Here is a 26008-nt window from a genome sequence, read left to right on the forward strand (position 1 = left end):
ATATCCTGCAGCGAAGCTCCGGGTAGGTCGTTGTCGGGGGATGCGGCCTACCCGGTACCTTCGGGTGGAGGCTACGCGAGACCTGCCGGTCCCTGATCGAGGCCCTGATCAAGGGTGGCCAGTCCCTGCTCGAGAGTCACCTGTGGCCGCCAATCGAGCAGCCGACGGGCTGCCGAACTGTCGGCGGTGATGTGCCGGACGTCACCCAGCCGATAGTGCCCGGTGATCACCGGAGCGGGCCCGTTCATGATCATCGCCATCCGCGCCGCGACCTCACCGATGGTGGTGATCGTGCCGGAGCCGATGTTCAACGCGGTGTAGCCGGTCAGACCGGGAGCCTGCAGTGCGGCCACCGTTGCCGCGGCGACATCGTCGACATGGACGAAGTCACGACGCTGTCCGCCGTCCTCGAACACCGACGGGGCACGACCGGCCAGCAGTGCCGACCGGAAGATCGCTGCCACTCCCGCGTACGGGGTGTCCCGTGGCAGGCCGGGCCCGTAGACGTTGTGGTAGCGCAGCCCGACCGCCGTACCGCCGGACTCCCGCGCCCAGATCGCGGCCAGCTGCTCGGTCTGCACCTTGGTCGCGGCATACACGTTGCGCGGATCGAAGCCGGTGTCCTCGGCCACCAGACCCGGCCGGAGCGGCTCGGCACAGCGCGGACAGCGCGGCTCGAACATCCCGCGAGCAAGATCATCTTCGGTGCGCGGCGGCACCGGCACCGTGCCGTGCTGCGGGCACTGGGCGGTGCCTTCGCCGTAGACGACCATCGAGGAGGCGAGGACGACCCGGCCGATCGACCGCTCGGCTGCGACGCGGAGCACCGCAGCGGTGCCGAGATCGTTGTGGCGGGCGTAACCGTCCAGGTCGGACAGGTCGACACCGAGCCCGACCTTCGCCGCCAGGTGGATGATGGCGTCCTGCCCTGCGGTGGCAGCCCGGAGTCGATCGACGTCGACGATGTCGTCCCGCGGATCGGTCGCCAGGTCGTAGCTGGTCGACCGGTGCCCGCCGGCCGCCAGGGCCCGCAGCACCGCCGATCCGATGAAGCCCGCACCGCCGGTGACCAACACCCTCACCGGGCCGCCTCCGGGGCGGGCAGTTGGACGTCGAAGCGGCAGCCGAGATCGGCGTTGGAGACCGCGATCCGGCCGCGATGGGACTCCACCACGCCGCGGGCGATCGCCAGACCGAGGCCGGCACCGTCCGCGCTGCGCGCCCGGTCACCGCGCCAGCCGGCGTCGAACACCTTCGGCAGATCCTGTTCCGGGATACCGCCACAGCCATCGGTGACCGCGACCTCGAGGGCACCGTCGTCGCTGCGGCCGGCCGTGATCATCACCACGCCACCGGGTGCGGTGTGCCGGATCGCGTTGGCGATCAGGTTGCCGATCGCCCGGACCAGGGCGTCGGCGTCGCCGCTGATCGCCAGCCGATCCTGCTCCGGCACCTCCAGCCGCAGCGTGACGTCGGCCTGGTGGGCCACCGGCTCGGCTTCGTCGACCAGGTCGGTGATCAACTCGGTCAGCGCCAGCATCCGGTGTTCGCGGGTCGCCGGACCACCCTGCACCCGGGACAGCTCGAACAGATCGCCGACCAGGGTGTCCATCCGGCCGACCGTCGCCTGGATCTGACGCATCGCCAGCGGCACGTCGGCGATCATGTCGTCCTCCAGCGCTTCGGCCATCGCCCGCAGGCCGGCCAACGGCGTCCGGAGGTCGTGGGAGAGATGGCGGACCAATTGTTGCCGCGCCCGCTGCGCGGCCTGCTCCCGTTCTCGTGCCTCGGCCAACCGTGCCCTGGTGCTGTCCAGCTCGGTGAGCACGCTTGCCAGCTCGGCCGGCAACCCGGGGTCGGCCGGCGTGCTGTCCTGGCTGACCGCGAGCCGGGAGATTCCGGCGCCGAGGTGGGAGGCGCCGGCGACGATCCGCCGGGTGACCAGCAGCGCCAGACCGGTGGCCAGCACGAAGGAGACCGCAAGGGCGAACAGGATGACGCCGCTGTCGTGCCGGGACAGGAACATCCGCCAGACGTTGATGATCACAGTCACCGCCACGGCGACCACCGGGGTCAGGGCGGCGATGATCAACTGATAGCGGATCGACGCCCGCCGGGTGAGCCGCAACGCGACCAGCGCGGCACCGCAGACGACCAAGCACCCGATGATCGTCATCGCGGCGATGATCAACAGATCGCTCATCGCAGCTCGTCCTCCCGTGCCACCCGATAGCCCTCACGTCCGACGGTCAGCACCAGTTTCGGCTCCGACGGGTCGTCCTCCACCTTCTGCCGCAGTCGGCGGACATGCACGGTGACGGTCGAGTTGTCGCCGAAGTCCCATCCCCAGACGCGATGCATCAGCGCCGACTTGCTGAAGGTCTCGCCCGGGTGCCCGGCGAGGAACGCCAGCAGATCGAATTCCCGACTGGTCAGGTTGACCTGGTTCCCGTCCCGGGTCACGATCCGGGCGGCCTGGTCGATCTCCAGGTCGGCCACCCGCAGCGTCCGGTCCAGCAGTTTGGCTCCGCCGAGCTGTTCGGCACGGCGGAGCAGGGCCTCGATCCGGAGCACGATCTCCCGCGGGCTGAGTGGTTTGACCACGTAGTCGTCGGCGCCGACCTCCAGGCCGATCAAGCGGTCCTGCTCGTCACCGCGAGCGGAGATGATGATCACGGCGGCGCGATCGCCGGCCGCCCGGCGGCGGCGCAACACCTCCAACCCGGACAGGGTCGGCAGCATCACGTCCAGCAGCACGACGTCCGGCGGTTCGCGCTGCCAGCTCGCGTACGCCTCCGCGCCGTCGTGGACGACGCTGACCTGATGCCCGGCGCTGCCGACGTAGTTCGCCAGCACATCGCCGAGCATCTGGTCGTCTTCGATGATCAACACCCGTGCAGCCACTCCGTCAGCCTACGGCCGGTCGACACCGGCCCGGTGCCGACGACGCCTCGCCAGCACCGCCGTAAGCGAACCGAAAGCGGTCGTGCATGGTGGATCAGGGCCGCGGCTGTCTAGCGTCGATGACCATGACGACCGCATCGGATCCGGTGCAGGTGATCCTGCCCTGTCTCAACGAGGCTGCCGCGCTGCCGGCGGTGCTGGCCCGGCTGCCCGCGGGCTATCACGCACTGGTGGTGGACAACGGCTCGACCGACGGTTCCGCGACCGTTGCCCGTGATCATGGTGCCGCCGTGGTGAGCTGCGGACAGCGGGGCTACGGCGCCGCCTGCCATGCCGGGCTCGAGGCGGCCACCGCACCGCTGGTCGCGGTGATGGACGCCGACGGCACGCTCGATGCCGCCGAGCTGCCCCGATTGACTGCACCGGTGCTGGCCGACGACGCCGACCTGGTGATCGGCGCCCGGGAGCCGACCGACGCGTCGGCCTGGCCATGGCGGCTGCGCTGGGCCAACCGCCGGCTCGCCGGACAGCTCCGGCGGCGGACCGGGGTGCCGCTGGTCGACCTCGGACCGATGCGGGTCGCCCGACGGGACGCACTGCTGACCCTCGGGCTGCGGGACCGCCGCTCGGGCTATCCGGCCGAGACCGTGATCAATGCCGCCGCAGCGGGCTGGCGGATCGAGCAGGTACCGGTCGGGTACGCACCCCGGATCGGGCGGTCGAAGGTGAGTGGTACGCCGCTCGGTGCGCTCCGTGCGGTGATCGACATGAGTGGGGCGATCCGTCGATGATCATGGGAGTCGCCGAGCCGACAGCAGCGGTGCCGGCGTCGACCGACACCGATCGGGCCGAGACGATCATCGTGCTGGCCAAGGAGCCGCTGCCCGGCCGAGCCAAGACCCGGTTGCAGACGAGGTTCACGCCCGACGAGGCCGCCGAGCTCGCCGCTGCAGCACTGAACGACACGCTGCAGGCGGTCCGTGCCAGCGGCGTACGACGCCGGATCCTTGCCTGGGCGGGGAATCCCGGCGGCTGGCAGGACGGATTCGACGTCATCGACCAGGGCGGCGGCGGGCTCGATGATCGGCTTGCGCTGGCCCTCGACACCGCCATGGTCGCCGATCCGGGCCGACCCGTGCTGCTGATCGCGATGGACACCCCGCAGCTGACACCGGAGCTGCTCAACGTCTCCTGGGACGGTGCCGATGCCGTCCTCGGGCTCACCGACGACGGCGGCTACTGGGGGATCGGGCTGCGACACGGGCCGTCCCGCCCGGTGTTCGCACAGATCCCGATGTCGACCGAGCGGACCGGCGCGGCCCAGCTGTCCCGGTTGCTGGACCTGGGCTACCGGGTCAAGCTGCTGCCACCTCTCCGCGACGTCGACACGCCGACGGACGCGGCCGAGGTCGCCGAACAGTTCCCGTGGCTGCGGTTCTCCGCCGCCCATCGGCGGCTGACCTCACTCCGACCGGAGATGCAGTCACTCGCCGAGACCCGGATGATCTTCGATCACGCCTACACCGGTAGGTCGTTGACGGCGGTCAGCGCCACCGGCACCGACCCGTTGCGGATCGATGATCAACTCTGGCAACACCCGGCCGACGACGCGGATCGTTTGGTGGTGGCCCGCAGTCAGCCGCCGGTGATCGACCTCGGCTGCGGGCCCGGTCGGATGGTCACCGCGCTGGTCCAGCACGGCCGCGCCGCGCTCGGCGTCGATCTGTCCGGCGCGGCCGTTGCGTCGAGCCAGCGCAACGGTGGGCCGGCGCTGCGTCGGGACCTGTCCGGGCCGTTACCCGGTGAGGGCCGCTGGGAGACCGTGCTGCTGATGGACAGCAACATCGGCATCGGCGGCGACGTCGACGCGCTGCTGCGACGATGCGCCCGGCTCGCCGTGTCGGGCGGACTGATCATCTGTGAGACCGACCCCGATCCCGATGCGGACGAGCTGCACGAGGTGCTGCTGCGATCCGGACCGGTCGCCGGCACCGTGCGCTGGGCCCGGATCGGCGCCACAGCCCTGATCCGCCGCGGACAGGCGCTCGGCCTGATCGTGACCGAACGGTGGACCGCCGACGGCCGTGTCTTCGTCGCCTTCCGGACGCTGTGACGGAAGCCTCTGACGATGACACTCCTGCGCGGAACCCGGCCGCCGGCCTCGACCACCGACACCGGTGGCCGGCTGCGGTCGAAAGCGGTGATCGTGACGGCCACGTTGATGATCATGGCTATCGACCTCGGTGTGATCGGGCTGCGTCGGCTGGAGTTCGCCCGGCTGGGTCTGTTCGTCGGCGTGTTGATCTTCGGGATCATCGTGGTCCTGCTGCGGGGCCGGGCGGCGAGCCTGTCCCGGCGCGCAGTGATCATCATCGCCGCGGCCTGCCAGCTGCCCGGCCTGGTCTCGGTGCCGGTGCTCAGCGACGACGCCTACCGCTATGTCTGGGACGGCCGGGTGCAACTCGCCGGGATCGATCCCTATCGGTATCCACCGTTGTCCGGTGCACTGGCGTTCCTGCGGGACCCGATCCTGTTCCCACCCGGAGCAGAGCTACCGGTGATCAACCGGTCCTGGGTGCACACGATCTACCCACCCGTCGCCGAGCTGTGGTTCACCGCGGTGGCAGCGATCACCCCGTGGCGGCTCGGGACGTTCGGTGTCCAACTCGGAGCCGCGGTCCTGGTGGTGATCACCGTGCTGCTGCTGACCAGGGTGCTGACCGCCGGGCAGAGCCGACGTCGGCCGGTACTGGCGTTGATCTACGGCGCCTGTCCGGCGACGACCCTGGAGGCGGCCAACGGTGCCCACGTCGACACCCTGGCGGCGTTGTTCCTGGCCGCGATGGGACTGGCGGTGCTCCACCGACGGAAATGGTTGACCGGGCTGTTCCTCGGACTGGCCGGCGCGGTCAAACTGGTGCCGTTGTTGCTGCTGCCGATCTTCCTGCGCCGAGGCCGGCGCGGTTCGCTGCTGACCGCGGTCGGGAGTTTCGCCCTCGGCTACCTGCCGCATCTGATCGCTGTCGGTGGACTGGTGGTCGGCTTCCTGCCCGGCTATCTCGCCGAGGAGGGCTTCGACGGCCGCCGCCGGTTCGCGTTGTTGATCTTGCTCCCTGAGGCCGCCCGGCTGCCGGTCGCGCTGCTGTTGGCCGCTGCGGTGGCGACGCTGGCCGTGCTGCGTACGCGTCGGGAGCCGCTGCTGCAGACCTGTTGCTGGCTCTACGGTGCCGCCTTCCTGATCGCGACACCGGCGTACCCGTGGTACCTGCTGCCGCTGATGGTGCTGGCGATCATGGCCGGCCGGCTGCGGTGGCTGGCACTCTGGCCGGCGGCGTACCTGAGCTATCTGCACGACCACAATCCGTGGCTGCAGTCCGTCGGCTACGGTCTGGCTGCCGTCGTGCTGGTCACAGCGACGCTGCTGGCTGCCCGCGACAGACGTCGGATCGCGGGCGTGAGCTAGCCTGCGGGCATGCCCTCGACGCTTCCCGACGGTGAGCCGGCGCCGCCGACCGGTGAGCTGCCCGACGCCGCCCGGTCCACGATCGCGGACACGCCGCTGAGCTTCTATCTGCACGTCCCGTTCTGCACCACCCGCTGCGGATACTGCGACTTCAACACCTACACCGCCGCTGAGCTCGGCGATGCGCCCGGCGCCAGTCGCCGCGGCTACGCCGACGCGGCGATCGCCGAAGTCGATCTTGCTCGCCGAGTGCTGGGCGACGCCGCGCCGCCGGTCAGCACGGTGTTCGTCGGCGGCGGCACCCCGACCCTGCTGCCGCCCGATGATCTTGGTCGGATGTTGGCGGCGATCCGGGACCGGTTCGGGCTGACGGCGGACGCCGAGATCACCACCGAGTCCAATCCCGAGTCGATCGACGCAGACGGTATGCGCCGGCTGGCCGATCATGGCTTCACCCGGATCTCGTTCGGGATGCAATCGGTCCGGCCCCATGTGCTGGCCGTGCTGGACCGGGTGCACACGCCCGGCCGACCCGAGCAGGCCGTCGCCGAGGCCAAGCAGGCAGGGATCGCGCAGACCAGTCTGGACCTGATCTACGGAACGCCGGGGGAGACCCTCGCCGACTGGCAGGCCAGCCTGGCCGCCGCGATCGCCGCCGGTCCCGATCACGTCAGCGCCTACTCCTTGATCGTCGAGCCTGGCACGCGACTGGCAACAAGGATCCGCAGAGGCGAGCTGCCGATGACCGACGATGATGATCTTGCCGACAAGTACGAACTCGCCGAGCAGATGCTGTCCGGGGCCGGCTACCACAACTATGAGATCAGCAACTGGGCAACGAATCCGGCGACCAAGTGTCGGCACAACCTGGCCTACTGGTACGGACACAACTGGTGGGGTATCGGTCCCGGCGCGCACAGCCATGTCGGCGGCGTCCGGTGGTGGAACGTCAAACATCCCGCGGCCTACGCCGCCCGGATCGATCAGGGGGTGTCGCCGGCCCACGCTCGCGAGGTACTGGACGTGGAGGCTCGGCGGACCGAACGGGTGCTGTTGGAGCTTCGACTGGATACCGGACTCGATGCTGCGGTGTTGACCGATCGGGAGCGGGCCCGGGTGCCGGAGCTGGTCCACCGCGGCCTGGTCACCACCGATGATGATCAACTACTGCTGACACCGGCCGGCAGACTGCTGGCCGACGGCATCGTCCGCGACCTGCTGGACTGACCGGTACTTCGACGAGTTCGGGCCCTGCGACAAGCTCAGGGCCGTGCGACAAGCTCAGGGCCCGGGGTCAGTCCCGTTGCTGGTGGTCCTGGGTGACGAAGTCGATCAACATCTCCACCTGGGTGAGCAGATCCCGTTCCAGGTCGGCCCAGCCGTTGACCCGGCCGAGGATCCGCTGCCAGGCCTTGGCGATGTCGGTCTGGGTCTCGTGCGGCCAGCCGAGGTGGTCGCAGATGCCCTTCTTCCATTCGATCGAACGCGGGATCTGCGGCCAGGCCTTGAGGCCGATCCGGCCGGGCTTCACGGCCTGCCAGATGTCGATGTAGGGATGTCCGGTGACGAAGACGAAGGCGCCGCCCTTGCCGGCCGTCACCTGGTCGACGATCCGGGACTCCTTGCTGCCGGGGACCAGATGATCCACCAGGACACCGAGCCGGCGTCCCTTCTCCGGAGCGAACTCGGCGACGATCGCCGGCAGGTCGTCGACGCCGCCGAGGTATTCCACCACCACACCCTCGTGCCGCAGGTCGTCACCCCAGACCTTCTCCACCAGCTCCGCGTCGTGCCGACCTTCGACGTAGATCCGGCTCGGCAGCGCCACCTTGGCCCGTTCGGCGGGACCGGCGACCGAACCGGAGGCGGTCCGCCCGATCGAGCCCATGCCGTCGGCGACCTTCGGTTTCAACCCCGGCGTCGACGGACCGGCCAGATGGGCCGGCACCCGCGGCGGTAGTTTCAGCGCCACCGGCTTGCCCTCCAACAGGAATCCGGGCCCGATCGGGAAGCTGCGCCGCTTGTTCTTCCGGTCCTCCAACACGACCAGCCCGTTCTCCCACCGGACCACCGCGCCGCAGTAGCCGGAGGCGGCGTCCTCCAACACCATCCCGACCTCGACCACGCAATCCGCGCTCTTGGTCATGTGGGACTTCTGCCAGCCGTTGGACAACACGTCGCCGGAGTATCGATTCACAACGAGCAACCCTACGAACGGGGTGTGCCCGACCGGCTGCACGACACGGATCTGTTGCCGGCCGACGGTGCACGGGTGCAGGCTGGTCGGCAACGAGGGGTGGGGCGATGACGGGTGTGGGCCTCCGGTTGCGCAGTGCTCGTGGCCGCTGGGTGCTGGTCGGCGCGATCGCCGGTTCCAGCCTGGCGATGCTGGACGGCAGCGTGGTCAATGTCGTGCTCGCCCCGATCAGCGCCGAGCTGGACGTCGGCTTCACCGGGCTGCAGTGGATCACCAACGCCTACACCCTGTCCTTGGCGGCGCTGATCCTGATCGGCGGCGTGCTCGGTGACCGGTGGGGCCGGCGGCGGATCTTCCTGATCGGTACGGCTTGGTTCGCGCTGGCATCGCTGATCTGCGCGGCCAGCGTCGACGAGTCGATGCTGATCGCGGCCCGCGCGTTGCAGGGCATCGGCGCGGCGCTGCTCACCCCGGGCAGCCTGGCCATCATCTCCGCTTCGTTCGACCCCGAGGACCGAGGACGGGCCATCGGTGCCTGGTCCGGTCTGGCCGGCGTCGCGACCGCCGTGGCGCCGTTCCTGGGTGGCTGGCTGGCCGACATCAGCTGGCGGCTGGTGTTCGTGATCAATCTGCCGTTGGCCGCGGTGGTCATCTGGATCGGCGTGCGGCACATGCCGGAGAGTCACGACGAGTCCGCGGCCGGTCGCCGTCTTGATCTTCGGGGTGCCGCCCTGGTGGTGATCATGCTCGCGGCGTTGACCTGGGGGCTGACCGAGGCCGGCCACGGCTGGTCCCCGCCGGTGATCGGTGCGCTACTGGTCGGTTGTGCCGCCGGAGTCGCGTTCGTGCTGGTCGAGCGGCGGGTCCGAGATCCGTTGGTCCGGCTCGGACTGTTCGCCGATCGGGTGTTCGCGGTGACCAACACCGTCACCCTGTTCATGTACGGCGCGTTGTCGCTGTACTTCCTGCTGGTGGTGCTGCAGCTCCAGCTGGTCACCGGCTGGTCCCCGCTGGCAGCCGGTGTGGCCGGGCTGCCGGTGACCATCCTGATGTTGTTGCTGTCGGCGCGGTTCGGTGCGCTCAGCGAACGGGTCGGTCCGCGGCTGCTGATGACCATCGGGACACTGTTGGCTGCCGGTGGATTCCTGCTGGGGTTGCGGATCGGACCCGACGCGAGTTATCTCACCGACGTGCTCCCGGCGGCGATCCTGCTCGGGCTCGGGCTGTCGACCGCGGTGGCGCCGCTGACCGCTGCGGCGCTCGGCGCGGCGCCGGCCGAGCATGCCGGCGCCGCGTCCGGGATCAACAACGCCATCGCCCGCAGTGCGGGTCTGCTGGCCGTCGCCGTCGTACCGGTCGCTGCCGGGTTGTCCGGAGTCGCGCCGGGGGACAGCGCCGGCTTCGCGGCGGGATACCGGCCGGCGATGATCATCGGGGCAGCCCTGTTGGTCGTCGGCGCCGCCGTCTCCTGGTTCGGGCTCGGTCGCCGGCCCGCCGTCGAGCCGGCGGACGAGCTGGTGCCGGTGCACCGGTTGAACCACTGTCCGCTGGAGTCACCGGCCGGCCACCCGGGCGGCACCGATGCCTCGACCCGATCTCGCCCCTGAGAGCGTCCGATCCGCGGCATCGGGCCGGCTCGCTCAGGCCGACGGTATCGGCCGCAGCTTGAAGATCAGGATGCCGAGATACTTGTCCATCCAGGCCTGTTTGTGCGGGTAGCGGCGGCGGGCATCCTCGGGCAGTTGGGGCTCGACCACGGTCTCGATCCACAGTCCTGCCGCACCGAAGGTGTTCAGTAGATCCGCCATCGTGTAGGGCTTCTTGGTCAGTTGGACCTGATCGTTCCAGCCGGTGTGCCGGTAGCGGAACGGCTCGGTCGAGAAGTACTCCGCCCCCAACGAGGTCCCGTTCTGCTCGGCCCGTTCGACCGCGTAGCGGATCGGTTGGGTCCTGGCCAGCAGGATGAATCCGTCGTCGGTCAGCATCGATCGGGCCGCGCGGAGTGTACGTACCGGGTCCTCGGCGTAGCCGAACGACTGGAGGAACAGCACCCGGTCGAACGTCCGACCGGCCAGCGCCGGAAGCGCATCCAGCTCGGAGAGGTCGCCGCGAACCAGCTCCAGGCCGGCCGGTGGATCGGTGAGGAAGTTGTCGCTGATGTCGATGCCGACGGCGGTGCTGGCACCCTGTTCGATGAGCTCGACGAGTTTGCCGCCGTTGCCGCAACCGGCGTCCAGCAGACTGCGACCGGCGACGTCACCCAGCAGTTCGCGTTGCGCCGGCCACTCGACGAGCCGGTCCAGGGAATCTTCCCGGGCACGTGCCTGCTCGTAATCCCCGGCCAGTGCGACCCAGGGTTGGTCCGGCTGAGCGTCGTCCGATGCCATGCGCAGAAGATATCGCTGATTTCGCAGCACCAGCGGCCGCGGCCCTGCGCAAAACGGGCAGGGTTGGGCGCAGTGCTGTTGCGTTCTTGGCGGTCGGGACGATCTCGACAGCGCTCAGGCCAGCGGCAGCGTGCTCCGGCCACCGGCGGCGGGATCGGTTGCGGCCGCGGCACGGATCTCGGCATAGCCGGCTCCGATGCCGGCTGCGACGTGGTCGGCCGGGAACGGCCAGTCGCCCTGCTCGGCGGCATCGTCCTCTCTGACACCTTCGGAGGACAGTCGCAGGATCTCGACCCGTACGGCGTCGATGGCGTTGCGCTGCTGTTCGACGAAGTCCCGATCGACCGGTTCACCATGGCCGGGCACGACGATCGTCCGCGGCCCGGTCAACTCGTGCAGCCGGTTGACCGTCCAGGACCACTCGTCGATCGCCGAATCCGGGCCGTACCAGACCGCCCCCGCATCGATCGACGGGGCGGACTCGATCAGGTCGCCGGCGAAGATCACCCCATCGAAGTCGTCGCTGCCCGGATCGGTGATGTTGATCACCAGATCGCCGCGGCTGTGGCCGACGCCGAGATGGACGATCTCGGCGACCCGCTGACCGCCCAGCTCGACCACGTCGGCGACCGAGATCAGGGTCTGCGGAAGCACCAGGTCGGCAGGGTCGACACCCATCCGGCGGGCCCGGTCGAGATTCGGGACGTCTCGCAGCGTATCGGCCAACGTCTCGTGCCCGATGCCGGCGACGTCGGTGAACGCCGCCAACCCGAAGGCGTGGTCGAAATGGTCGTGGGTGACCACGACGGCGAGCAGCGGTCGATCGGTCAGCTCGGCGATCGAGGCCGCGATGTCGGCGCCCTGGGCCGGGCTGGACCCGGTGTCGATCAGCAACGCCCCTTCGCTGCCGACCACCAGCCCGAGATTCACCGACGCCGGTTCGGCGACCATCCGGTAGACGCCGTCGGCGATCAGTTCCCACGCTCCGAGCCGGAAGTCCAGTTGCTCGGGGTGGGGCACGTCGTCGGTTCCGGCGATGTGGGCACTTTCAACCATACGATTAGACTGGCACTCACGACCAAGGAGTGCCAATCAGTCGCCGGACGGCTGCCGGAAGGAGGACCCATGCTGGACGACCGCAAGCTGGAGGTCCTTCGGGCGATCGTCACCGACTACGTCTCCAGTCAGGAACCGGTCGGCTCCAAGGCGCTGGTCGACCACCACGACCTGGGCGTCTCTCCGGCCACCGTCCGTAACGACATGGCCGCGCTGGAGGAGGAGGGGTACATCACCCAGCCGCACACCAGCGCCGGCCGGATCCCGACCGACAAGGGCTACCGGCTGTTCGTCGACCGGCTGGGGTCGGTCAAGCCGTTGTCGGCGGCCGAGCGGCGGGCGATCCAGACCTTCCTGTCCGGCGCGCTGGACCTGGACGACATCCTGAACCGCACCGTACGGCTGCTGGCTCAGGTCACCCAGCAGGTCGCCATCGTGCAGTATCCGACCCTGTCGCACTCGGTGGTCCGGCACGTCGAGGTGGTCTCGCTGTCCACCCAACGGCTGATGCTGGTGATGATCACCTCGACCGGCCGGGTCGAACAGCGGCTGGTCGAGGTGGCCGAGATCGACGAGGACGAGCTGACCGGGCTGCGCACCCTGCTCAACGAGGCGGTCGTCGGCCAGACCACCGGCGAGGCCGTCCGCAGCCTGTCGATGCTGCTCGGCGACGTCGACCAGCCCGGCGCGCCGGTGACGCCGGCGGTGACCATGTTGCAGACCAGTCCGCTCGCGAAGCTGTCCGCGGCCACGCTGCTGGAGATGCTCGGCACCGACCGCAGCAGCCGGGTTGTGGTCGGCGGCGTCCAGAATCTGACCCGGCTGTCGGACGAGTTCGAGACCACCGTCAAACCGGTGCTCGAAGCGCTGGAGGAGCAGGTGGTGCTGCTCAAGCTGCTCGGTGAGGTCAACCAACCCGACATCGTCACGGTCCGGATCGGCCAGGAGAATCCGTACGAGAGACTCCAGTCGACCTCGGTGGTCTCCACCGGCTACGGGGGACAACTCGACAACTGGGCAACGCTGGGTATCGTCGGGCCGACGCGGATGGACTATCCGTCGACGATGGCGTCGGTCCGTGCCGTTGCCCGCTACGTCGGCCGCTTCCTCACCCAGGGCTGACCCGGTGACCGGCACAGGCGCATACTCGATCCGAACCCCACTTCTGCAACCTCGCACATCTGCCACCTCTTCACATCTAGGGATCAACACTCACCCATGAGCTCTGACTACTACGAGATCCTCGGCCTCTCCCGCGAAGCCGGCGCCGACGAGATCAAGAAGGCCTACCGGCGCAAGGCTCGGGAGATGCACCCGGACGTTTCCGACGATCCGGAGGCGGCGACCAAGTTCAAGGAGGTCAGCCAGGCCTACGAGGTGCTGTCCGATCCGCAGAAGCGGGAGATGTACGACCGCGGCGGCGACCCGTTCGGCAACGGCGGGATGGGTGGCTTCAACGGGTTCAACGGCGCCGGTGGCTTCGGCGGCGCCTCCGGCGGATTCGACTTCACCAACCTGGTGGACGCGATGTTCGGCCAGCAGTCTGCCCGTGGACCTCGTCCGCGGGTGCGCCGCGGTCAGGACGCGCTGGTCCGGATGAGCCTGGACCTGGCCGAGGCGGCCTTCGGTGTCACCAAACCGCTGCCGGTGGACACAGCCGTGTTGTGCCCGCGCTGCAACGGCTCGGGTTCGGAGAACGGCAAGAAGCCGGTCAGCTGCTCGACCTGTCACGGGCAGGGCGAGGTGACCCACATCCAGCGCTCCTTCATCGGTGACATCCGGACCACTCAGGCCTGCCCGACCTGCAACGGCTACGGCTCGGTGATCCCCGATCCGTGTGTCGAATGCTCCGGCGACGGCCGGGTCCGGTCCAGCCGGACCATCACCGTCAAGGTGCCGGCCGGTGTCTCCACCGGCAACCGGATCCACCTGGCCAGCCACGGCGAGGTCGGTCCCGGCGGCGGCCCGGCGGGGGACCTGTTCGTCGAGGTGCACGTCAATCCGCACGAGCTCTTCAAGCGGGACGGCGACAACCTGGAGATGGTGATCAAGCTGCCGATGACCGCCGCAGCGCTGGGCACCGAGATCGACATCCCGACCCTGGAGGCCGACCTGCCCGACGCCGATCCGGAGACCGCGACCGTGCAGCTGGAGGTGCCGGCCGGCACCCAGTCCGGCACCCGGATCGCGATCGACGACGCCGGTGTTCCGCGGTTGCGGGGTGGCGGACGGGGCGACCTCGGCGTCACCCTGTTGGTGCAGACCCCGACCAAGCTGGACGACGACCAGCGCGAGTTGCTCCGGCAGCTGGCCGAGCAGCGGGACGAGACCCGTCCGGAGGGCTCGGTCCAGAAGCACGGCCGCGGTGTCTTCTCCCGGCTCCGCGACGCCTTCGCCAACCAGTAGCGTCCGGCCGGGGTGACTCTCGTCACACCCGGTTGAACTCAATTGCGGTTGAAGTATTACTTTCCGTGTCATGGAAACCGAGTCCGGCTCCGCGCCCTCGACGATCTTCGGCCCGCAGCTGCGCCGGCTGACCGTCGCGATGCTGGTGTTGATCACCCTCAGTGCCTTCGAAGCACTGGCGGTGACAACAGCGATGCCGACGATCAGTTCGGACCTGCACGGTCTCCGGCTGTACGCGCTCGCGTTTGCCGCGCCGCTGGCGACCGGCGTGTTGGCGATGGTGGTCATCGGCAACTGGTCCGATCGCCGTGGTCCGCGGCTGCCGCTGCTGGTCACGGTGGTGTTGTTCACCGTGGGTGTGCTGATCTCCGGCCTGGCCGGCTCGATGACGGTGTTCGTGCTCGGCCGGGTCGTCCAGGGTGTCGGAACCGCAATGGTGGTGCCGATGTACGTGGTGGTCGCCCGGGTCTACCCCGAGGGACTGCACCCGAAGATCTTCGCCGCGTTTGCCGCGGCCTGGGTAGTGCCGTCACTGGTAGGTCCACTGGCCGCCGGTCTGGTCACCGAACATCTCGGGTGGCGGTGGGTCTTCCTCGGGGTGGCCGCGCTCGTGCTGCCGGCGGTGGCGCTGCTGATTCCCGGTCTGCGGGACGCACGACTGGCGGTCGGCTCGCCCGAGGTCGCCTGGGTGCCGCAGCGGATCGTCGCCGGCGTTGTCGTCGGTGCAGCGGTGTTGATCTTGCACACCGTGACCGGCGACGCCGTCGACTGGCCGCCGATGATCATGGTCGCTGCCGCACTGGCAGCGGTGCTGGCCGTGGTGATCGCGATCCGCCAGTTGGCGCCGGAGCGGACCCTACGCTTCGGCCGCGGGCTGCCGGCGGTGGTCGGCTATCGGGGGCTGATCGGTGCCGCCTGGATCGCCTCCGAAGTGTACTTGCCGCTGATGTTGAAACAACGGTTCGGCCTCAGTCCGAGTGCCGCAGGTTTGGTGCTGACCGCGGGTGCGGTCGCCTGGTCGCTCGCGTCGTGGGTGCAAGGACGGATCGGCAGCCGGCGGTCGGATGTCCTGGTGGTCCGGCTGGGTACTGCGCTGATCGGTGTCGGCGCCGGGATGGCGTTGCTGACCGGCGCGCTCGGACTGCCGCCGCTGGTCGCGATCGTCAGCTGGGGGCTGGCCGGCAGCGGGATGGGGCTGATGTATCCGCGGCTGTCGGTGCTGCTGCTGCGCTTCTCCACGCCATCCCAACAGGGCTTCAATTCCTCGGCAGGTCAGATCGCCGAGTTCACCGGCATGGCACTCTCGCTCGCCGGCACCGCAGCCCTCTTCGCGCTCTTGATCAACTCCGGCGTGATCGCCTACCTGGCGCCGTTCGCGTTCGCTTTGATCATTGTCGCGGCCGGTGTGCTGATCAGCGGCCGGGTGCTGCCGTCCTCGACGGTGGCCGAGCCGCCGGAGTCGGTGGCTGAACCGGTCGGCTGAGCGTCACAACAGGTGGGCGACGACGGCTGCCTCGGCCATCCTCGCCGCACCGTTGTCGATCTCGGAGCGGTCGGCGAACCAGAGTGCGGCCTCGACACAGCGAGTCAGCGACCATGCCAGGATCCGTTCGCCGGGGACATCGACGAGTTCGGCGACGATCGTGGTCCGGGCCGCCAGCACATTGCCCGGGTTGTAGTCGCCGTGCACGATCACCTCGCGTTCGGCGCTGCCGGGCAGCGTCCGGAGCAGGTCGATCCCGTAGCTGACCAGCCCGGCGTCGTACGGCGGCTTGACGGTCTGCATCCGTCGCTCGGCCAGACCCGCCCACTCGGCGGTGAGTTCCTCGTGCTCGCTGATCGGGATGCCCGGACGGCACCGCGCGATCAGCAACGCGTAGTCGTCGTGATCATGGTCCAGTAACCGGATGGCGCCCCGCCCGTCCCACCAGTGCAATGCATCGGCCGAGTCGCAGACCCCATCGGCGGACGTAGCTGTCGATCAGCTGGGGGAGTCGGTCCTGCCAGCCGGTCCCGTTTACGCTTCGACTGTACGAGATCACCGGTCGGCGGCATCGCACCACACCCGGTGGCCGAGGTCAGCCGGGTTGATACTGATCTTGATCGAGGGCAGCCTGCCATACCTGTTGGGGGAAGGTGCCGATGCCGAGATCGTGGTCGCCGGTGTGATCGGTGATGATCACGCGGCCGAAGCGGGTGCGCCAGACGAGGATGCCTGGCTCGGGTTGTCGGACCGACACCCCACCGTGGGTCTTGTATCGATGCTCCGGCCGACTCAGCGGGCCGAGGTTGTGCAGTCCGGTCTGGCCGGGCACGCCGATCCGGTACGGGATCGTGTGGTCGATGTCGCCGTCCCGGCCGACCCGATTGCTGAACGGGAACACGCTCCGTGGATGACGGAAGTACAGCGCGTCCCGCATCCGGGGCGGAGCCTCGTAGGCGTCCACGGCGGGGATGCGGTCCGGGACGAGAACGGGCTGGAGGTTGATCATGGTCCGTTCGCCGAACCAGTCGGTCAGTTGCGCCAGCAGCACCGGCCCGATCTCCTCGATCCGTGCAACGGCGGCGTCGGTGTCACCGGACGGCCCGAGCGTCGCCGGAGAGTCGGGATGATGGGCGTCATGGCTGAGGAGGGTGGCGATATCGCCGGCAGTGCACTGCACATGCAGGGTGATCGAGGGCAGCAGCCGGCCGGGGTCGAGGTGCTTGATCAACAACCGGACGGCGGCCGTCTCACTCTCACGAGGCGATCGTCCGAACAGTCCCGGATCGGCGGATGGCGCGGGCCGATGATCGTGATCGTGATTCACCGGCTGCGATGGCCTGGCGATCTCTGCCGGCTCGAACGCGCCGGGCTCGGGGTGGTGTGGAGCTGTGCTTCTGGTCGGCTCATGGCTGTCGATCGAGTCGCTGCCACCGGTCGACGCCCCAAGGAATTGGCGCTCGCTGCCGTCCATCGCGTCGTCCGATTGTGTCGACAGCCTGTCGGCGGGACCCCGCGTCCGGTCGTCGGCCTGGTCGACCGACCCGTCGCCGAGACGTTCGGCCGAGCTACTGGCGGGCTGCTCGTCGAAGCTGTCGTCGGAACCTTGCCGTTCGTCGCTGGCGCGGTCCGTGTCGTCCTCGCTCGACTCAGGTTCGTCCTCCGGTGCTGATTCGGTGGGGAGAGTGTTGTCGATCTCGGCCGTCAGCAGGTCGAACAACTCGGGCTGCGCTCCGGCGACCAGGACCCGGACCGCGAGGACGGGGTTGGCCAACACGCCGAGGGCGACCGCGCGCCATTCCTCCAGCGTGGTGGCACCGCGCGGGTTGACGCCGCGGATCGGGGTCGGTGTGGCACGAATGATGCGGGCGATCCGGTCGACCATCGCGTCCAGCCAGATCGCATCGGCGGCATCCATCCGCGCATAGACGGTCTTGATCGCGTCCTCGGTCGCTTGTGACAGGTGGACGCCGCGGGACCGTAGCGCCTGCTCCAACCGTTCCTTCACGCCGTCGGGATCGACGCGCATGATCGCGGCCTGCAACCGGGTCTCCATGGTGTGCAGCTTCGTGCCGGGCAGTCCGGCGGCCAGGATCTCATCGATCCGACCGACCTGCTCCGCCGACAGCTCTCGAGTGCGGCGGGCGATCGTCCGCACCGGCCACTCGTTGACCTGGCCGTCGAGGACGAGTTGCCAGATCCGCGGGAAACGATGTCGCAGGTCCAAGGCGTCGGCGATCAACGTCCGTGCCGCACCGACGGTGTCGGCGATCTCGAGGGCCAGCTCCGCGGCGGCGAACTCGGCGACCGGCGGCGTCCCGGCACCACCCAGCTGCATCGCGCGTTCACCGACCAACGCGACCGGCAGGGATCCCTGCAGTGGAAGGCCATCCGGCTGATATTGATCGGCCCAGTGCGCCGCGGTGATCAGCACTCGGCATTGCGCCAGCCGCTGCAGCTGACGGCACGCCCGGATCTCGCCCGCCGACTCCCGGCGATCGAGCTCCACGACGGGCCGATCCATCATGAACTCAACCTATTCGGCCCCTCTGACAAAACCCCCTGAACTCGATGCCACGGCGCACCCGGAATGATCACGAGTTGATCTCATTGACCGATCCGGTCGGAGACTGGTATCCGGGTGTGTCGGAGACGTCGGCGACCGGGCGAAACCTGGGCAGGGTCCGCATGCGTGGGGCGCAAGCAGGCGGCCCGTTGAGGGGCAAGATCAACATCGTGGTTGGTCATGTTCATTCAGCGCGGCTCCATGATCAGCCGCTTAAGGCAACCCCTTGCAGGGTGGGCCCGCTGGCGCACTCGGCGATGATCTTGCGGGAGTCGATCCTCGACGCGGTCTGGTGCCACCCCAGCTGGCGCAGTGTCGGAGTCTGCCGTGCTGGAGAGGGTGACGATGCTGCTCGAGATGCGTGCTCGGCGTCGTCTTCGCCGACGAACGGGACAAACTCGGTTGACCCGACCAGCGTGACCGTCGCGGCGGAATTCCGATGACGCAACCGTTCAGGACCGCTACCGTCGCTGCTTGTGACGGTGGAGAGCCAGATTCATGCTGCGGCGGTGGAACTGATTGCCCCGGGAGCGCGGATCGAACGGGTACACCGCTTCCGTCGGCAGCCGTATCCGTTTCCGGCTGCGTTGCGGTTGGACACCGTGGACGGTCCGATCGACTGTGTGGTGAAGACAGCGACCGGACAACGAGAGTTGACCACCGAGGCCGACGCGCTGGTCGTGCTGGCGGAGCTCGATTTCGCTGCGCCGCGACTGCTCGCCGGACCGACGGTCGTGGACACCGACGCCGGTCGGATCGAGGTGCTGGTGATGACCCGGCTGCCCGGCGATGCCCTGCCCTGGTTCGGGGTCGATGATGTGGCCACCGCCGACCGGACCTGTCGACTGATCATCGAAGCGGTCGACCGCTTGCATGCCCTGACGCCACGGGTGGAGGCGCTGTCGGCCGGGTCCGCGATCCCGCGCCGCACGCTCGGCCAGGAGTTGACCGACGTGATCGGACGCGACACCGGCTGGTCCTCGACCGACACCTTCACCGACGCAGTGGATGTGCTGGCCGACGTGCTACCGCGGCACGAGGTGCCGCTGGTGTTCTCCAACGGCGACTACAACCCGGTCAACGCGCTCGCCGACGACACCGGCCTGACCGGCTGGGTGGACTTCGAGCATGCGGGCCTGGAGGATCCGCTGATCGGCTTTCCCAAGTTCGGGTTCTGGGCGCAGGACAGCGGGTGGCGGCTGGCCAGTCAGGTCGGCCTGGTCGAACGCTATCTGTATCGGCACCGGGTGCCGCCGGAGACCTTCGCCGTACGGGTCGCTCTCCGAGGGCTGACCCATCTGCACGACTCCGACCCTGCTGACCCTCCGCTGATCATGATCGACCAGATCGAGCGGGCCGTCGACGAGCTCAAGTCCCGCGGCTGACGCGGCTGCCCGGGACTTCGCCGTCCGCTGATGCGAAGCCGGACTTGCCGCGACCTGCCCGAGCAGGGCAGCGTAGTGCTGTGACCGATCCTGTGTTCTTGTCCGAGCTGGCCGACCCGCTGCCCGAGATCGGTACGACGGTGGTGCTCGACGGCAGCGAAGGACGCCATGCGGCGACGGTGCGCCGGATCGGACCGGGGGAATCGGTGATCATCGCCGACGGCGCCGGACGCGGCGTCCGGGGCACGGTGGTCGCCACTACGAAGACCAGCATCGACCTCGAGGTGACCGGCCTGCTGACCAGCGATCAGCCGCCGCTGACGATCACCGTCGCACAGGCGCTGGCCAAGGGTGATCGATCGGATATCGCCCTGGAGATGATCACCGAACTCGGCGCGGGCACGATCATCCCGTGGCAGGCGTCCCGGTCGATCGTCCGCTGGCAAGGGGAGCGAGCGACGAAGTCTCATGCCCGCTGGCTGAGCACGGTCCGGGAGGCGACGAAGCAATCCCGCCGACTGCGGGTCCCCGAGGTGACCCCGGTCGCATCCACCAAACAGCTGACATCCATGATTGCTGATCATGAACTGACTCTGGTGCTGCACGAGGAAGCGACCGAACGGCTCGCCGACCTGCGACTGCCGCAGACCGGGGCGATCATGATCATCGTGGGGCCGGAGGGTGGCATCGCGCCGAGCGAGTTGGACGCGTTCACCGCTGCCGGTGGTCGATCGGTGGTGATCAGCGACGGTGTGTTGCGGACGTCGACGGCAGCAGCCGTGGCGATCGCCGGGGTGCTGTTGCGAGGCACCGGAACAGGCTGACCGCGCACCCGGATCAGGAGCCCGGTGCGATGAGTGCCGTCAACGCACCGTCCACAAGGGTCCTCTCGACCGGCGATGCGCTGCTGTGGCTGGTAGCTGTGGTCGAGACCGCGCCGGCGTAACGTGCTGTCCATGATCACCGCAGTGCCGGAGAAGACCACCGATGTGCTGATCGTGGGCGCCGGACCGACCGGTCTGATGGCGGCCCTGGTGCTTGCTCATGCCGGCGTCCGGGCCGAGATCATCGACCCGAAACCCGGCCCGACCCGCGAGTCACGGGCGCTGGGCGTACAGGCCCGGTCGATGGAGTTGTACGCCCAGCTCGGCCTGGTCGACCAGGTGGTCGCAGGATCCACCACCGCCGCCGCACTGCAGTTGGGATGGCAGGACCGGCCGGGGCGGCGAGTGGAGCTCACGTTCCTGCAGCAACGGGTCAGCGACTATCCCGGACTGCACGTGTTCGAGCAGAGTCGCAACGAGACCCTGCTGTACGAAGCACTGCGGGCCCGCGATCGTGAGGTGCGATGGGGTGATCGGCTGGTCGACCTCACGGTCGAGTCCGACGGTGTCCGGGTGCTGACCGATCATGACGGGGAGCTGTCGCGGGTGAACGCCCGTTGGTGCATCGGCGCGGACGGCGCGACATCGATGGTCCGCCGTCAGCTCGACGTCCCCTTCGACGGGGTGACCGACCCGGGCCGCTTCTGGGTCGCCGATGTCCGGCAGGTCCGGGGCCTGCCCGACGACGTGATCAATCTGCGGTTCGGCACCGACGACCTGCTGTTGTCCTTCCCGCTCGGGCCCGGCGGGCATCATCGGCTGCTCGGTGTGGTCGGTGACGCCGAGCCGACCGCCGAGTCGGTGCTCCCCGGTGTGACGACGACGTACGGAATCAGCTACGGCGAGATCGACTGGTTCGCTCATTACCGCGTCCATCACCGGGTCGCCGCCCGGTTCCGGCAGGGGCCGGTGTTCCTGGCCGGCGACGCCGCGCACGTACACTCGCCGGTCGGCGGACAGGGCATGAACACCGGGCTGCAGGACGCTCACAATCTCGCCCTGGCGATCGCCGACGTGGTGGCCGGGCGCACCGACCCGTCCGGCGACGAGCTCCGGCTCGACCGCTACCAGACCGAGCGCCGACCGGTGGCCCGCCATCTGGTGGACCTGACCGATCGGGCCTTCACTCTGATGTCCGGACGCGGTGGCGTGCGCGGAGTGATCCGCCGGCAGTTCGCCACCGGGCTCGCCCCGCTGGTGGCCACCGTGGTGCCGCGGCTGCCGGCCCGTTCCCGGTTCGGTGGCTACCTCGGCCAGACCCGGATCCGCTATCCGATGCCGAGCAGCGATGACCCGGTCGTCGGCCGACGGCTTCCGCCCGCCGGCGACAACCACGCACTGCTTGCCGACTTCGGCTGGCAGTTGCATCGCTACGGCGGCACCCGGCAGGCGGGGCGGGACAGCGCAGACGGGATCCCCGGCTGGCTCGGCGAACCGCACCAGTTGCCGGCCGATCCCACCGGCCGGCTGCAACCCGATCGAACCTATCTGGTCCGGCCGGACGGGTTCGTCGCCGCCTCAGCGGCGATCGGCGACGGATCGGCGATCGCGACAGCACTGGCGCAGCACGGTCTGCGGTAACCCACCAAGCAAAACGCGATCTCATCGCCCGCCGCCGTCCGCCTCCACGCCTGACGGCCGTCGCCGAGGCGTCTTGAGATCGCGTTCTGCCTGGGATCTGGCATCCTCGTGCGGTGGACTCAAACGATCGCGGGCCCGTCAACGGCCCGGCCGGCTTCTCCTTCGACGTCGCTGACGAGATTCCCGGTGGCCTCGGCCGGACCGGCGTGCTCCACACACCGCACGGCGACATCGTGACGCCGGCGTTCACCCCGGTCGGCACCAAGGCCACCATCAAGTCGGTGCTGCCGGAGTCGATGGCCGAACTGGGGGCCCAGGCGCTGCTGGCCAACGCCTACCACCTCTTCCTGCAGCCGGGTTCCGACATCGTCGACGAAGCCGGTGGTCTCGGCGCGTTCATGAACTGGCCCGGCCCGACCTTCACCGACAGCGGCGGTTTCCAGGTGATGAGCTTGGGCAGCGGGCACAAGAAAGTGATCTCGATGTCCCTTGTGGACAAGGGATCCGGTGCCAGCGGAGCGGGGCAGCAACTGCCGAAGGAGGTGTACACCTCGTCGGGCAAGAGCGGCAAGCTGGTCCAGGTCGACGACGACGGCGTCACCTTCACCTCACACATCGACGGCAGCCGGCACCGATTCACCCCGGAGGTGTCGATGGGCATCCAGCATCAACTCGGCGCCGACGTGATGTTCGCCTTCGACGAGTTGACCACGCTGTCCGACCCACGTAGCTACCAGGAGCTGTCACTGGACCGGACCACCGCCTGGGCGCAGCGCTGCCTGGACGAGCACGAACGGCTGACCGCCGAACGCAGCCATCGGCCGTACCAGGCGCTGTTCGGGGTGATCCAGGGTGCGCAGTACGAGGACCTGCGGCGCAAGGCGGTCCGGGATCTGTTGGCCCTGCGTTCGCCGGCGGATCGGCCGTTCGACGGCTACGGGATCGGCGGTGCGCTGGAGAAGGAGAACCTCGGGACCATCGTCGGCTGGGTGTGTTCCGAACTGCCCGTCGAGGCCCCCCGACACCTGCTCGGGATCTCCGAACCCGACGACTTCTTCGCTGCCATCGAGAACGGCGCCGACACCTTCGACTGTGTGTCACCGGCCCGGGTCGCGCGCAACGCGGCCCTCTACACCCGCGACGGCCGGTTCAACGTGAACACCGCCGCCCAGCGGCGCAACTTCACCCCGGTCGACGAGGACTGCGACTGCTACACCTGCACCCACTACACCCGCGCCTATCTGCACCATTTGTTCAAGGCACACGAGATGCTGGCCAACACGCTGGCCACCATTCACAACGAGCGCTTCATCGTCCGGCTGGTCGACGACATCCGGGCCAGCATCACCGCCGGTGACTTCGCCGAGCTGAAGGCCGACTTCCTCGGCCGCTACTACGCCGGCCGACGTGGCTAGTCTCGCGCGTCAGTCGAAGAGATCCTCCAGGAAGGACTTCTTGCGACGCTTGCGGTAGCGCGGATCGTAGCCCTGCTGGTGGTAGCCGTAGTCGTCCGGCGAGGGCGGCGACCCGGCCATCCGACGGGACCCGAACGGCTGGACGGGCTGGGGCGGTACGCCGGGCTGTCGGCCGGTGTCGTACCCGCCGGAATTCCAGCTCTGTTCGGCGGTGATCAGATGGTCCAGCTCGCCGCGGTCGAGGAACACGCCGCGGCATTCGGTGCATTGGTCGATGGTGACGCCGTTGCGTTCGTACTGTCGCATCGCCGCGTGACACTTCGGGCAGCTGAGCTCGATAGCCATGCGACCAGGGTAGAGGTCGCGCACAAGGAACGCTTGTGTCGCGTCAGGGGCCCGGTTCCAACGTGATCGAACTGAACGGGTACGGATCGACCGCGCCCTTCTCGATCCAGGACAGTGACAGCTCCGGATCGGTGGTCTCGAACACGCCGGCCGGATCGTAGTTCCACCACTGCGCGGCCAGCAGCCGGCCGACCAGTTCGTCACCGAACCGCATCCGGACCATCCGGGCCGGGTTGCCGGCGACAATCGCATAGGCCGGGACGTCGCGGGTGACCGTCGCGTTCGCCGCGATGATCGCGCCGTGACCGATCCGGATGCCCTTGGCCAGGGTGACATCGGCACCGATCCAGACGTCGTTGCCGATCGTCGGATACGGGGCGTCGCCGATCACCGAGAAGGTCTGGCTGTATTCCTTCACCGCTGGAGTCAGCGCCGGCGCGTACAGCTGGTTCTTGGGCCGGAACAACAGCGCCGACGTCGTGAGCCGGTCGGTCGGGTGGAACGAGTCGATGAAGCTCAGCCCGCGGGAGATCGAGCAGTAGCGGCCGACCTGCAGCCCGTCGGGTAGGGCGGAGTAGGAATAGCTGAAGGCGCCGATCGTGCACAGCCCGGACGAGCCGCGGCCGCCGAGCATCGGGCGGTAGTCGGGTGCGTACAGCGCGGAGTTCTGCTCCAGCCGGACGGTGTGGTGCAGGCGCAGCTGTTGACCGGCGGTGAGCCAGCCGTAGTGACCTTCAGCCGGTGGGCCGGAGTTGAGTTTGAGCAGCACCGAGTGGTGGTACAGCTGGTCGAGAAGGTTGTCGCTGATCGTCAGGGTGCTGCCGGCCATACGCCCCGATGGTAAAGGTTGCCTACTATTTCTCCGGGATTAGATCGTGTGGCGGACAGTAGCCTCGCAGTGATGGACGACCGCGATCTGGGGAGCAAGGCTGCCGGCTACCGGCTGTTGCCGGCGAGGAGGAGTGTGCTGATGGACAGGGTGGTGCCGTTCGCGGTGAAGGCGTTCTTCATGGTGGTGTTGCACACGCCGCTGCACCCGATCCTGAGCAGTCGGTGGGCTTCGCTGGAATTCACCGGCCGTCGCTCGGGCAAGATCTACCGCACGCCGATCGCCTATTACCGCGAGGGGGACCGGGTCTGGATCACCACGGGGTCCCGCTGGTGGCTCAACCTGCAGCACGGTGCCCGGGTCCGGCTGCTGCTCCGGCTGCGTGCCCATGTCGGCGCCGCCGATCAGGTCACCGACCCGGCAGAGGCGGCGCGCAGGCTGCGGCAGATCCTGGACGCGGTGCCGACCCTGGCCTACCCGGGAGACGTCCGGATCGTCGACGGCCGGGTCAGCGACGCCGAGCTGGACCGGGTGATCGCCGCCGGCCGGAAGGTGCTGGAGATCCGGCTGCAGTCCTGAGCGGTGCGGCGGCTGGCCCGAGATGACCAGATCGCCCCGACATGGCAGGCTGACGCCATGAGCGAGACGCAGGGTGGATATCAGGTGCCGGAGGAGTCGGAACAGCTGGATCAGATCCAGGCCGAGGACTCCCTGGTCGACCGTGGCGTGGACGATGTCCTGGACGAGGGGCTGACCACGCCGGAGAACTGGTCCGCCGGCGAGCGGGACGAACACGAGAACCTCGATCAGCGTCTCGCCGAGGAGGAGCCCGACGTCGGTGCCGACGACGAGGAGCGCGAGTACGACGACTTCCTCGACGACGGCGAGGTCGGCGGCCGACGCTCCGGCCGTCTGGTCGACCCCAACGAGGGCACCGGCAGCGACGACGAGTCAGAGCTGTACGGCACCGACGTCGGCATCGACGGTGCTGCCGCCAGCGCAGAAGAGGCAGCCGTGCACGTCATCGACGACGACCGCTGACCGGGTCCTGAGCCCGAAGGTCCCTGAGCTTGTCGAAGGGCTGGAATGCGGCCCGAAAACCCTACC

24 protein-coding genes are annotated in these 26008 nt (G+C 68.8%); 14 read left to right on the forward strand and 10 right to left on the reverse strand.

Going from position 1 to position 26008, the window contains the following annotated elements:
- Window positions 1-71 precede the first annotated feature (71 nt).
- Genes BLU38_RS23555 through BLU38_RS23565 form a run of 3 tightly spaced genes read right to left on the reverse strand, consistent with a single transcriptional unit; the run spans window position 72 to window position 2904 of the window.
- Window positions 72-1082, reverse strand: coding sequence for an NAD-dependent epimerase/dehydratase family protein (locus tag BLU38_RS23555; protein WP_091528018.1), 1011 nt, complete (start codon window positions 1080-1082; stop codon window positions 72-74).
- A complete protein-coding gene (locus BLU38_RS23560) occupies window positions 1079-2203 on the reverse strand; it encodes a sensor histidine kinase (protein ID WP_091528021.1) in 1125 nt (374 codons plus the stop codon). Before BLU38_RS23560 ends, BLU38_RS23555 begins: the two co-directional genes overlap by 4 nt.
- Window positions 2200-2904: a response regulator transcription factor gene (locus tag BLU38_RS23565; RefSeq protein ID WP_091528023.1), complete on the reverse strand. Its 705-nt coding sequence runs from the start codon at window positions 2902-2904 to the stop codon at window positions 2200-2202. Before BLU38_RS23565 ends, BLU38_RS23560 begins: the two co-directional genes overlap by 4 nt.
- A gap of 125 nt (window positions 2905-3029) precedes the next feature.
- On the opposite strand from BLU38_RS23565, the gene BLU38_RS23570 reads away from it, so the two are divergent.
- The 4 genes from BLU38_RS23570 to hemW are packed head-to-tail and all read left to right on the forward strand — an operon-like array spanning window position 3030 to window position 7594.
- Window positions 3030-3695: a glycosyltransferase family 2 protein gene (locus BLU38_RS23570; protein WP_091528025.1), complete on the forward strand. Its 666-nt coding sequence runs from the start codon at window positions 3030-3032 to the stop codon at window positions 3693-3695.
- Window positions 3692-5017 (forward strand): DUF2064 domain-containing protein, encoded by a 1326-nt coding sequence (locus BLU38_RS31465; RefSeq protein WP_157683656.1) that lies wholly within the window; start codon window positions 3692-3694, stop codon window positions 5015-5017. Before BLU38_RS23570 ends, BLU38_RS31465 begins: the two co-directional genes overlap by 4 nt.
- Before the next feature lie 15 nt (window positions 5018-5032).
- Window positions 5033-6367 carry a glycosyltransferase 87 family protein gene (locus BLU38_RS23580; protein ID WP_091528032.1) on the forward strand — a complete coding sequence of 445 codons (1335 nt, stop codon included), beginning with the start codon at window positions 5033-5035 and terminating at the stop codon, window positions 6365-6367.
- Between the two features lie 9 nt (window positions 6368-6376).
- A complete protein-coding gene (gene hemW, locus BLU38_RS23585) occupies window positions 6377-7594 on the forward strand; it encodes a radical SAM family heme chaperone HemW (protein WP_091528034.1) in 1218 nt (405 codons plus the stop codon).
- Between the two features lie 67 nt (window positions 7595-7661).
- Here hemW and BLU38_RS23590 read toward each other — a convergent pair whose 3' ends face one another.
- Window positions 7662-8513: a DUF3097 domain-containing protein gene (locus BLU38_RS23590; protein WP_091533016.1), complete on the reverse strand. Its 852-nt coding sequence runs from the start codon at window positions 8511-8513 to the stop codon at window positions 7662-7664.
- Between the two features lie 158 nt (window positions 8514-8671).
- On the opposite strand from BLU38_RS23590, the gene BLU38_RS23595 reads away from it, so the two are divergent.
- The gene (locus BLU38_RS23595) at window positions 8672-10171 is read left to right on the forward strand and encodes an MFS transporter (RefSeq protein ID WP_091528036.1); all 1500 of its coding nucleotides are present in this window, start codon (window positions 8672-8674) and stop codon (window positions 10169-10171) included.
- Between the two features lie 33 nt (window positions 10172-10204).
- Here the strand turns inward: BLU38_RS23595 and BLU38_RS23600 are convergent, their stop codons facing one another.
- Both BLU38_RS23600 and BLU38_RS23605 read right to left on the reverse strand, forming a co-directional pair.
- On the reverse strand, window positions 10205-10951 hold the full coding sequence (locus tag BLU38_RS23600; protein WP_091528039.1) for a class I SAM-dependent methyltransferase: 747 nt from the start codon (window positions 10949-10951) through the stop codon (window positions 10205-10207).
- 114 nt (window positions 10952-11065) lie between these two features.
- Window positions 11066-12007: an MBL fold metallo-hydrolase gene (locus BLU38_RS23605; protein WP_091528042.1), complete on the reverse strand. Its 942-nt coding sequence runs from the start codon at window positions 12005-12007 to the stop codon at window positions 11066-11068.
- 69 nt (window positions 12008-12076) lie between these two features.
- Here BLU38_RS23605 and hrcA point away from each other — a divergent pair, with 69 nt between their 5' ends.
- From hrcA to BLU38_RS23620, 3 genes are all read left to right on the forward strand, one after another.
- The gene (hrcA, locus tag BLU38_RS23610; RefSeq protein WP_091528045.1) at window positions 12077-13129 is read left to right on the forward strand and encodes a heat-inducible transcriptional repressor HrcA; all 1053 of its coding nucleotides are present in this window, start codon (window positions 12077-12079) and stop codon (window positions 13127-13129) included.
- 96 nt (window positions 13130-13225) lie between these two features.
- Window positions 13226-14413 (forward strand): molecular chaperone DnaJ, encoded by a 1188-nt coding sequence (dnaJ, locus tag BLU38_RS23615; protein WP_091528048.1) that lies wholly within the window; start codon window positions 13226-13228, stop codon window positions 14411-14413.
- A 70-nt stretch (window positions 14414-14483) separates the two neighbouring features.
- Window positions 14484-15896, forward strand: coding sequence for an MFS transporter (locus BLU38_RS23620; RefSeq protein ID WP_091528051.1), 1413 nt, complete (start codon window positions 14484-14486; stop codon window positions 15894-15896).
- Between the two features lie 3 nt (window positions 15897-15899).
- Here BLU38_RS23620 and BLU38_RS23625 read toward each other — a convergent pair whose 3' ends face one another.
- Entirely contained in the window at window positions 15900-16349 is a 450-nt protein-coding gene (locus tag BLU38_RS23625) for a phosphotransferase (protein WP_091528053.1), read from the reverse strand.
- A gap of 142 nt (window positions 16350-16491) precedes the next feature.
- Window positions 16492-18423 (reverse strand): HNH endonuclease signature motif containing protein, encoded by a 1932-nt coding sequence (locus BLU38_RS23630; RefSeq protein ID WP_091528056.1) that lies wholly within the window; start codon window positions 18421-18423, stop codon window positions 16492-16494.
- Window positions 18424-18971: 548 nt separating this feature from the next.
- Between BLU38_RS23630 and BLU38_RS23635 the strand changes: the two genes are divergently transcribed.
- The 4 genes from BLU38_RS23635 (at window position 18972) to tgt (ending at window position 23727) form a co-directional block, all read left to right on the forward strand.
- On the forward strand, window positions 18972-19847 hold the full coding sequence (locus BLU38_RS23635) for a phosphotransferase family protein (RefSeq protein ID WP_157683657.1): 876 nt from the start codon (window positions 18972-18974) through the stop codon (window positions 19845-19847).
- Between the two features lie 80 nt (window positions 19848-19927).
- Window positions 19928-20671 carry a 16S rRNA (uracil(1498)-N(3))-methyltransferase gene (locus BLU38_RS23640; protein WP_091528062.1) on the forward strand — a complete coding sequence of 248 codons (744 nt, stop codon included), beginning with the start codon at window positions 19928-19930 and terminating at the stop codon, window positions 20669-20671.
- A 132-nt stretch (window positions 20672-20803) separates the two neighbouring features.
- Window positions 20804-22312, forward strand: coding sequence for an FAD-dependent oxidoreductase (locus BLU38_RS23645; protein ID WP_091533017.1), 1509 nt, complete (start codon window positions 20804-20806; stop codon window positions 22310-22312).
- A 179-nt stretch (window positions 22313-22491) separates the two neighbouring features.
- Complete coding sequence (gene tgt / locus BLU38_RS23650; RefSeq protein WP_091533018.1) at window positions 22492-23727, forward strand: tRNA guanosine(34) transglycosylase Tgt; 1236 nt, start codon at window positions 22492-22494, stop codon at window positions 23725-23727.
- Window positions 23728-23736: 9 nt separating this feature from the next.
- Here tgt and BLU38_RS23655 read toward each other — a convergent pair whose 3' ends face one another.
- Window positions 23737-24072, reverse strand: a complete 336-nt coding sequence (locus BLU38_RS23655) for a TFIIB-type zinc ribbon-containing protein (protein ID WP_091528064.1) — start codon at window positions 24070-24072, stop codon at window positions 23737-23739.
- A 43-nt stretch (window positions 24073-24115) separates the two neighbouring features.
- Window positions 24116-24901, reverse strand: coding sequence for a CatB-related O-acetyltransferase (locus BLU38_RS23660; protein WP_091528066.1), 786 nt, complete (start codon window positions 24899-24901; stop codon window positions 24116-24118).
- 72 nt (window positions 24902-24973) lie between these two features.
- Here BLU38_RS23660 and BLU38_RS23665 point away from each other — a divergent pair, with 72 nt between their 5' ends.
- Entirely contained in the window at window positions 24974-25480 is a 507-nt protein-coding gene (locus BLU38_RS23665; protein WP_091528069.1) for a nitroreductase/quinone reductase family protein, read from the forward strand.
- Between the two features lie 57 nt (window positions 25481-25537).
- Window positions 25538-25942: a DUF5709 domain-containing protein gene (locus tag BLU38_RS23670; protein WP_091533020.1), complete on the forward strand. Its 405-nt coding sequence runs from the start codon at window positions 25538-25540 to the stop codon at window positions 25940-25942.
- Window positions 25943-26008: the final 66 nt, after the last annotated feature.

Origin of the sequence: Microlunatus soli (genome assembly GCF_900105385.1) — a bacterium.
Taxonomy (GTDB): domain Bacteria; phylum Actinomycetota; class Actinomycetes; order Propionibacteriales; family Propionibacteriaceae; genus Microlunatus; species Microlunatus soli.